Source organism: Planococcus sp. CAU13 (assembly GCF_000775575.1).
Taxonomy (GTDB): domain Bacteria; phylum Bacillota; class Bacilli; order Bacillales_A; family Planococcaceae; genus Planococcus.
Window position 1 is genome coordinate 1 of the sequence record NZ_JRGN01000156.1, and the last position, 5,538, is coordinate 5,538.

Annotated in this window: 6 protein-coding genes; 2 read left to right on the forward strand and 4 right to left on the reverse strand. The window is 47.1% G+C overall.

All coding sequences use genetic code 11. The features are described 5' to 3' along the window. Nucleotides 1-221 precede the first annotated feature (221 nt). Both KW93_RS17435 and KW93_RS06680 read left to right on the forward strand, forming a co-directional pair. A complete protein-coding gene (locus tag KW93_RS17435) occupies nt 222-395 on the forward strand; it encodes a hypothetical protein (RefSeq protein ID WP_161787030.1) in 174 nt (57 codons plus the stop codon). A gap of 101 nt (nt 396-496) precedes the next feature. After that, nucleotides 497-679 (forward strand): hypothetical protein, encoded by a 183-nt coding sequence (locus KW93_RS06680; protein ID WP_033542215.1) that lies wholly within the window; start codon nt 497-499, stop codon nt 677-679. A gap of 128 nt (nt 680-807) precedes the next feature. On the opposite strand, the gene KW93_RS06685 is transcribed toward KW93_RS06680, so the two are convergent. From KW93_RS06685 to KW93_RS06700, 4 genes are all read right to left on the reverse strand, one after another. Continuing rightward, nucleotides 808-2,733: an ABC transporter permease gene (locus KW93_RS06685; RefSeq protein WP_235318374.1), complete on the reverse strand. Its 1,926-nt coding sequence runs from the start codon at nt 2,731-2,733 to the stop codon at nt 808-810. Beyond that, nucleotides 2,711-3,526, reverse strand: a complete 816-nt coding sequence (locus tag KW93_RS06690) for an ABC transporter ATP-binding protein (RefSeq protein ID WP_052131490.1) — start codon at nt 3,524-3,526, stop codon at nt 2,711-2,713. Before KW93_RS06690 ends, KW93_RS06685 begins: the two co-directional genes overlap by 23 nt. Before the next feature lie 101 nt (nt 3,527-3,627). Beyond that, nucleotides 3,628-4,650, reverse strand: a complete 1,023-nt coding sequence (locus KW93_RS06695; protein ID WP_033542217.1) for a sensor histidine kinase — start codon at nt 4,648-4,650, stop codon at nt 3,628-3,630. Nucleotides 4,651-4,664: 14 nt separating this feature from the next. Next, nucleotides 4,665-5,348 carry a response regulator transcription factor gene (locus KW93_RS06700; protein WP_327078714.1) on the reverse strand — a complete coding sequence of 228 codons (684 nt, stop codon included), beginning with the start codon at nt 5,346-5,348 and terminating at the stop codon, nt 4,665-4,667. Between the last annotated feature and the right edge of the window lie 190 nt (nt 5,349-5,538).

Genomic DNA, 5,538 nt, shown 5'->3' on the forward strand with positions numbered 1-5,538 from the left:
TTCTATGATCACTCAGCTGTTTTACACCTGAAATCATCCCCTCATCCCTACCCAACGAACAACACACTTCCACATTCTCCAACAGTTCCCAGAAAGCGAAAAAAGAAACCAAAATCCTGCTCTTCCGTATAATAAGTAATATACAAAATCTAAAGGATTTTTTTAAGATGAGAGCAGGAACGTTCTATGACTCGAGCGAAAAAAATGAAGGAGGTGAAAATTTGAAAGTTAAAGTGGTCCAGGCAACCAAGATTGAAAAGTTTGAAAATGAAGTGAATACTGCAATCGAGAATTTAATAAAAGAAGGCTTCGGGATTTCTGATATTAAATATTCAACTGCGCCGTTGTCATCAGGATTAAGCATAAATTTCACAGCTATGATTATTTATAACTAACTAATGGATAAGCTTTTTTCAGTCCGATACATTTCGTTAATTCCATTTCTATGCAGGTTCATTAAATAAGTTGGAAGCTTCCAGTAAGGAGGAGATCCCATATGCGACGTCTGGCCATTATCAGTATGATTCTATCAGCAATTGTTTTGCTCATACATATTTTATTCGACTTGAATACATTGATGCCGGGGTTGTCGGCCCGTATTTTAATTGCTGTGTTTACCCTTGTTCTCCTTTCAGCCGGATTTTATTTATATCCTAAAAAAGAACGTATAACTCACTGAATTTTGATGACGATTTATCATGACTTATATAAAAATTCTTTTTCACCTAAAAAATGCACGGCGAATCCGCTCCATCACTGGACGCAGGTTTCACCGTGCATTTTATTGGTTACAGCTGTTTGGTTTTATTAGCGTAACGCCATTTTCACTGTTTTGCGGTAATAGCCCACCGTCAATAGGGCGAACAAGAGATAGATTACCGCGAACAGCACCATTGTGATAACTGCCGGCACCAGGATGCTCGACAGGAAGAATGAAGACAGTGCTTTCAGCGCAAAGATCGAATGGAGCAAGCTGATCGCGAGAGGCAAGCCGAAGACAAATGCCTGTTTGCGGATGATGCCTTTCATGATGTCATTCACTGAAAATCCGAGCTGGCGCAGCGTGGAATAGCTCTGTTTCTCCTGTTCCGCTTCCGTCATTTGCTTGAAATACAGGATACTGCCCGTGGAAATCAGGAACACCAATCCGAGGAATCCGGCGATGAAGATCATCAAACCGTTTGATTCGACCGAGCTTTTAAACATTGAGTAATAATCCCTGTGCAGACTGCTTTCGATGTATTTGGGCTGCTGGTAAAGAGCGGATGCAGCTTCCATGTCGCTTTCCTCAAGAATGTGGAATCCATCAATTTGCTTAATTTCTGCGTAGCCGTTGCCGACAAGCACTTCCTTCAACTCTTCATAATACGCATTATCCACCACCACCTGGGTATAGAAAGTTTCCCAGTTGATGACATTGCCTTCTGCGAATTCCCTGATTTCGATGCTTGTCTGTACTTCATCCTGGAGCAGCATATTGACGGGCAGCAATTTTTCCTCGAGGAACATCGATAACCCTGCTGTAGAATGAAGGCTGGCCGTTCCTGGACTTGGCGCTTCCACATCAATTCCTGCCTGCTGAAGTTGTTCATCGCTTATGATGGCTACGAGTAGTTCATTGCTTGGAATAGCAAGGGCCCCTTCTTCCAGACGTCCGGTCATAGAAAGAATTTCCACCACACCGTGCTGATAGGCGATTCCTTTTTCATCCATTTCCGAGATGATTTCAGCAGCATATGCCCCCTTCTCTTCAAATATGAAGTCGAAAGGCATCTGTAACTGCGTTTCACGCTCTGTTGAATAATAATAAGAGTAGGCACCGGCAATCATTGATAATGTCATCGCCGACAGGACCGTAATGATAGTCAGCGAATTGGCATTCCCTTTTAGACGATGCATCAATGGAGCCAGTGACAGGCTGTTTTTCAGACCAAGATGCCCCCCGCTTCGTTTGCGGATCTGATACAATGCCCAGCTGAGCGTCACCCGGAAGATCAGATAAGTTCCCAGGATGGTGGAAACCATTACTCCTAAAATATTTATAAAGAAATTATTGTCAAACATGACGCTGGACAGCCAGTAGCCAAAGCCGATCAGGAACACGCCAAGGACTGCCAGAAAAGCGGCAACCCAGGTTTTCGGCTTTTTGGGATGTTCCGCTGTTTTGTCCGAGTTGAACAGCGACAGCAACGTATTGCGGTAAACCGTTACGATCATTTGCACAGTCGTCAAAGCGAAGATGACGATAAAAACAGCGATTGTCTGCAAAATAGCAGCTGCCGAAAATGAGACTGTAATCGTTGTGTCAAAATCGATCAGCTTCAATAAAAGCAAAAGGAAAACTCTGGACAGCAGCAAACCTGCAGCAATCCCGATGACTAATGCGCCGATTCCGAGAAGTGTGTTCTCAACAATCAATAACCTGGCGACTATACTTTTCTTCAACCCAATCAATTGGTAAAGCCCGATTTCCCGGCTTCTGCGTTTCAGGAAAATCGCATTCGCATAGACAATGAAAATGCCTGCGATGACCAGCAGCAGGATACCCGCCGCCAGGAAGGCACTTCCTAGTCTGTTGCCACTTTGTTCGATAATTGCCGAATCATGCTGAAGGGTAGCAAAAACGAAATACAGCACAACGCTCAAAATCAACGCAAAGAAGTATAAATAATAATGCTTGATGTTTTTCCGCATGCTGCGGAGCACAAGATCAAAGAGCGTCAATGCTGTCACCCCCGAGCACGGCCTGCACTTTCAGTATCTCCTGGAAAAAGGCCTGTCTCGTTTTGTCTCCTTTATACAGCTCCGAATAGATATTGCCGTCTTTCAGGAAAACGACTCGGCTGCAGTAACTTGAAGCGAGCGGATCATGCGTGACCATCATGATGGTCACTCCCCGTTTTTCATTGACATCAGCCAGCGTACCGAGCAAAGAAGATGCCGCTTTGGAATCGAGCGCTCCTGTCGGCTCATCTGCAAAAACCATCGACGGCTGGTTGATCAGCGCACGGGCTGCGGAAGTCCGCTGCTTCTGCCCGCCTGAAATTTCGTACGGGTATTTGTCGGCAAGTTCCGTGATACCGAGAATATCGGCGATCGAACGGAATTCCGCTTCCGCCACTTTCTTTTTCATCTTGCCGAGTGACACGGGCAGCAAAATATTTTCCTTTACTGTCAATGTATCGAGCAGATTATAATCCTGGAAAATAAAACCGAGCTTGTCGCGGCGGAATGCGGAAAGCTGCGCATCTTTCATCTTTGAAATATCCGCTCCGCTGATGAGAATCGAACCTTCTGTCGCACGGTCAATGGTGGCCAGTACGTTGAGCAGTGTAGTTTTTCCTGCTCCTGAGGCTCCCATGATGCCGACGAACTCCCCTTTTTCAACGCGCAGGTCGATGCCTTTCAGCACCTGCTGCACATTGGCTCTCGAACCGAACGATTTGCGTACATTAAACGCCTGCAGAACTGTTTGTGTATCTGTTTCTTTTTTGCTTTTGACTGCGTTTTTTATTTTCGTAATCATTTTTATTCCTCCCTGTTTTCTGTTATCCCCATCGTACCGCGTGAAAAAATCCGGGTCGTTTGATTTACATGACAAACAGGGAGGCCAATGTGACAATGTCGTCACTTTCGGATATGATCGAATTCGTTTTCCAGCGGAAACGCCATTTCCAGCAACGTGCCTTGCGACGGAGATGAAGTTGCATGCAAGGTGACGCCGATTCTGTCGGCTACCATTTTGGCTAAATAAAGTCCGAGACCAGTCGCCGCGTTATGGATGCGCCCCGTGGAACCCGTAAAGCCCTTATCGAAAATCCGCGGGAGGTCATGCGGCGCAATCCCCGGCCCTTCATCTTTAACGGAAAGGATCAGATGCCCCGAGTGTTCCTGGCGGGCAGCAATCGTAATGACGCCCCCTTCCTGACTGTACTTCACAGCATTTGAAAGAATCTGCCGGAAAATGAAACGGCTCCATTTTTTATCTGTGACGACCTGAGCATGCAGACCATCCGTTTCCACTGCGAGGTTCTTTTCAAGGCACCAGGACCTCAATTCCCTCACTTCAGCCAACACCAATTCTTTCAGCTCGGCCTCTTCAAGCGTATAATCCTGCTCCAGCGTCGGCAGCCGGGATATGTATAATTGCTGATCGATCAGCAAATGGACGCGCAGCCATTCCGCTTCGATCTTCCGCATCGCCGGATGATCCCGGTTCGAGTCGATAATCAGCTTCATTGCAGTGAGCGGCGCTTTGGCCTCGTGGACCCACGCTGCCGTGTAATCGCCCTGCACGATGCTGTTTTGCCGGATCGTGTGGAGTTGCTGCGAGTATGTGGAAGCCACTTCCGTCAACAGCTCGTTAATCGTTTCATCCCGTTTGAACCGGGTCTCCGGCAGCGCTTCGATCCAATCGGTTTGGGTCGATTCTGCAAGCTGTGCCAATTCGCGCAGGTATGCGGTTTCTTTATAGTAGCGCCAGAAACAAAATAATGTGAATGAAATCAGCAGCAGCGCATTTACATATAAGAGAGAAGACAATTCCACTTCAATCCCCGGATCCAGCAGGAGCAGCAAATCGGCTGCGGCCATAAACAGCAGGACAAACAGGATCCAGCTCCGCCTGTCACGCAAAAAGCCCATAATCATCGAATCGCCCCTTCCTATAAACTGAGCGCGACATATCCGAGCCCTTTTTTCGTAAGTATGGCGTCGCCAAGTCCCAGTTCAGCAAGTTTCTGCCGCAGCCGCGTGACGTTCACCGTCAGCGTATTGTCGTTGACGAAGCGTTCGTCGTCCCACAGTTTGCGGATCAATTCATCACGGGAAACGATTTCATCCCGCGCTTCCACCAGCACACTCAGGATGAAAAACTCATTTTTCGTCAATTCCACTTCTTTTTCGTCCCGCTTTATAATGCCCCGCTTCAAATCAATGATGGCGCCGTTCCATTCCTTCACATCAGAGACTTCTTCCCCGTATGAATAGACCCGGCGGAGCGTCGCCTGAATTTTTGCCAGCAGCACATCTGCATGGAACGGCTTCTGCACATAATCATCCGCCCCCATCTGCATTGCCATCACCATATCCATCGGGTGGTCGCGCGACGACAGGAAAATGATCGGCACTTTGGAATGCGCGCGAATTTCGCGGCACCAATGGAATCCGTCGTACACCGGCAGCTGAATATCCATAATAACCAAATGCGGCTTTTCTTCAATAAAACCGGCTAATACGTCCTGAAAATTTGCCGGCCCCACCACTTGAAGCCCCCATTTCTGCAGCCCTTCTTTCAGCGAGTCGAAAATTGCCTGATCGTCTTCCACCACAAAAATTTTCATATCCATATTCCGTCCACGCTCCTTCTTGGTTACATTCTACTGGAAATTCGAGCCAACACGCAATTGGAAGCGGAACAGGCGGGGTGTTTTTGCGTGCGGCGAGATTCTATGAGCAGTTTTGCGGGTTCTATGATTACTCGCGGGGGTTCTATGAGCAGTTTTTTCATTCTATGATCACTCAAACGATTCTATGATC

What these genes read in the sequence shown, in the direction of transcription:
- KW93_RS06695 (WP_033542217.1), bottom strand. Translation starts at nt 4,650, where the DNA reads ATGATTATGGGCTTTTTGCGTGACAGGCGGAGCTGGATCCTGTTTGTC.
- KW93_RS06690 (WP_052131490.1), bottom strand. Translation starts at nt 3,526, where the DNA reads ATGATTACGAAAATAAAAAACGCAGTCAAAAGCAAAAAAGAAACAGAT.
- KW93_RS06700 (WP_327078714.1), bottom strand. Translation starts at nt 5,348, where the DNA reads ATGGATATGAAAATTTTTGTGGTGGAAGACGATCAGGCAATTTTCGAC.
- KW93_RS06680 (WP_033542215.1), top strand. Translation starts at nt 497, where the DNA reads ATGCGACGTCTGGCCATTATCAGTATGATTCTATCAGCAATTGTTTTG.